This window comes from Microvirga sp. P4_A5 (assembly GCF_056402495.1).
The window spans coordinates 1-2,532 of record NZ_JBFUHH010000186.1; the positions used below are offsets into that span (position 1 = coordinate 1).

The 2,532-nt window shown below is 60.6% G+C and carries 4 protein-coding genes; all 4 read left to right on the plus strand.

Translation table 11 applies throughout. The features are described from left to right. Positions 1–20: 20 nt before the first annotated feature. Positions 21–764 carry a basic amino acid ABC transporter substrate-binding protein gene (locus AC1DVM_RS22920; protein WP_477258418.1) on the plus strand — a complete coding sequence of 248 codons (744 nt, stop codon included), beginning with the start codon at positions 21–23 and terminating at the stop codon, positions 762–764. An 80-nt stretch (positions 765–844) separates the two neighbouring features. Next, entirely contained in the window at positions 845–1,516 is a 672-nt protein-coding gene (locus AC1DVM_RS22925; protein WP_477258412.1) for an amino acid ABC transporter permease, read from the plus strand. Further along, on the plus strand, positions 1,516–2,247 hold the full coding sequence (locus tag AC1DVM_RS22930) for an amino acid ABC transporter ATP-binding protein (RefSeq protein WP_477258414.1): 732 nt from the start codon (positions 1,516–1,518) through the stop codon (positions 2,245–2,247). The genes AC1DVM_RS22925 and AC1DVM_RS22930 overlap by 1 nt, the downstream gene beginning before the upstream one ends. 12 nt (positions 2,248–2,259) lie before the next feature. After that, positions 2,260–2,532: ureidoglycolate lyase (locus AC1DVM_RS22935; RefSeq protein ID WP_477258416.1), on the plus strand; the 273-nt coding region annotated here is incomplete at its 3' end.

Below are 2,532 nucleotides of genomic sequence, written 5' to 3' on the forward strand. Positions count from 1 at the left end.
TTGCAACTCTGTCGGCATTCATGGCCACGAGCTTGCCTGCTTATGCAGCCGACCTGAAGGTAGGCGCCAATGTGGGGAACGTGCCGTGGGAGTTCCAGAACGAAAAGGGCGAGATTGTCGGGTTCGAGATCGATCTCGCGCAGGAGGTCGGCAAGCGCCTCAACATGAACGTCTCTATCGTGAACATCCCGTTCAACGGCTTGTTCGCGGCGGTTCAGTCAGGGCAGATCGATGCGGCGGTATCGTCCATCACGATCACCAAGAAACGCCTGGAATCAGTCTCCTTCGCCCAGCCCTATTATGACAGCGACCAGTCGCTCGCCGTGCGGGCGGATTCTCCCGTGAAGGATTTGGCTACGATGAGCGGCAAGGTCGCGGCCGTCGATACGGGCTCCACCGGCGACATGTGGGCCACGCAGAACCAGGCGAAGTACAAATTCTCGGATATCCGTCGCTTTGAAGGTCTGTCGCCGGCCATGCTCGATCTCGCAGCCGGTCGCATCGATGGCTATATCAGCGACATCCCGGCGGTCCAATACTACATCAAAGACAAGCCGAGCTACAAGGTTGTCGAACGGATCCCGACGGGCGAGCAATACTCGATGATGTTCGCCAAAAACAGCCCGCTCCTGGAAAAGGTGAACGCCGAAATCACCAAAATGAAGCAGGACGGTACTCTGGCCAAGATCCACGAGAAATGGTTCGGCGCCAAGGCAGACGCAGGTTCCACGACCGTCAAGGTGATGGAGATGCCGAAGCTCTGACAACGAGATTAACCGAGCGTCCGGGGGCTAATCACCCCGGGCGCTCTACCGCCGCCGAACGATCGAGAGCGTGACCTGCAATGTCAATTTTCGACACCTTCCTGAACTGGAAGGTTTTTGTCCAAACTCTTCCGTTGCTCCTGTCCGGCCTGACGACGACGCTCACGTTGGGGATCACGGCTATCATCCTCGGCTTCATCGGGGGGCTCGTGCTCGCGCTCGTTCGGCTCTACGGCGCCTCGCCGTTTCGACAGATTGCCGTCGCTTATATCGATGTGTTCCGCTCCATCCCGATCCTGGTCCTCCTTGTCGTCATCTATTATGCGCTTCCCTTCGTGGGAATCAGGCTATCGCCGTTTGGCGCAGCGGCCTCCGCGCTAAGCATCGTCTCGGCTGCCTATTCGGCCGAAATTTTTCGCGCCGGCATCGAGGCTGTTCCCAAAGGCCAGTTCGAGGCCGCGCATGCGGTGGGTCTGAGCCCATGGCGGCTCATGGGCGACGTTGTCCTGCCCCAGGCACTGAAGATCGTCATTCCTCCGATCACGTCCAATTCCATCAACGTCATGAAGGACACGGCCCTTGCGTCTGTCGTCGCCATGCCGGACCTCCTGAAGCAAGCGACGCAGGCGCAGGCACTCGCCGCGAACCCGACGCCCCTCATCAGCGCGGCTCTCATCTATATTGCGATACTGCTGCCGCTCGTGCGCCTGGTCAGCGTGTTCGAAAAACGCCTCGCGCGGAGGGGACGTTGATGCAGCCCATCATCGAAATGAAGGGCGTCGTGAAGTCCTTCGGACATTTCGTTGCCCTGCAGGGCGTGGACCTCAGCATCAGGGAGGGCGAGATCGTCGTGATCATCGGTCCTTCCGGCTCAGGCAAGTCGACGCTGATCCGCTGCATCAACCAGCTCGAAGAGCACAACAGCGGCGACATCGTCGTCGACGGCATGGAAATCGGCCGCGGCCGCAAGCGCGCGGTCCAGGTCGAAGTCGGCATGGTCTTCCAGAGCTTCAACCTCTTTCCGCACATGACGGTCCTGCGAAACGTGGCGCTCGGCCCCGCGCGCGTTCGCGGCCTGAGTTGGAGCGAAGCGGACGAGCGGGCGAGGAAGCTCCTGGTCCGTGTTGGTCTCGAAGATCACGTCACAAAATATCCGACGCAATTGTCCGGAGGGCAGCAGCAGCGCGTCGGGATCGCCCGGGCTCTGGCCATGGAGCCGAAAGTTCTTCTTTTCGACGAGCCGACCTCCGCTCTCGACCCGGAGATGGTCGGCGAGGTTCTCGATGTGATGCAGCAATTGGCAAAGACCGGCGTCACCATGATCGTCGTGACTCACGAGATGGGCTTTGCCCGTAAGGTCGCCGACCGGGTCGTCTTCATGGATGGCGGGCGCATTGTCGAGGAGGGATCGCCCGCCGAGATTTTCAACGCACCGCAGGATCCACGCCTCAGAAGCTTCCTCCAAGCCGTTCTGTCCCACTAGGCTGTTGCGCCCGTGCAAACGATCAGCGTCAGACGCCTCACCCCATCGGCTTTCAGTCCCTTCGGAGAGGTGTTGTTCTTCGACCTCGCGCACAGCAAGCTCGTCAACGATGGGCGTGCTCTGAGGTCCGATACGCGCGCCCGCTTTGACACGGCCTCGGATAATGGCGCGCCGGTGCTGGCGGTTTACAGAGCACGCGGTGAATCCCTGCCGCTGCACCTGCGAACCTTTGAGCGCCATCCCCTCTCGTCGCAGGCTTTCATGGCCCTGTCGGCGGAGCTCTTC

What these genes read in the sequence shown, in the direction of transcription:
- AC1DVM_RS22930 (WP_477258414.1), top strand. Translation starts at nt 1,516, where the DNA reads ATGCAGCCCATCATCGAAATGAAGGGCGTCGTGAAGTCCTTCGGACAT.
- AC1DVM_RS22925 (WP_477258412.1), top strand. Translation starts at nt 845, where the DNA reads ATGTCAATTTTCGACACCTTCCTGAACTGGAAGGTTTTTGTCCAAACT.
- AC1DVM_RS22920 (WP_477258418.1), top strand. Translation starts at nt 21, where the DNA reads ATGGCCACGAGCTTGCCTGCTTATGCAGCCGACCTGAAGGTAGGCGCC.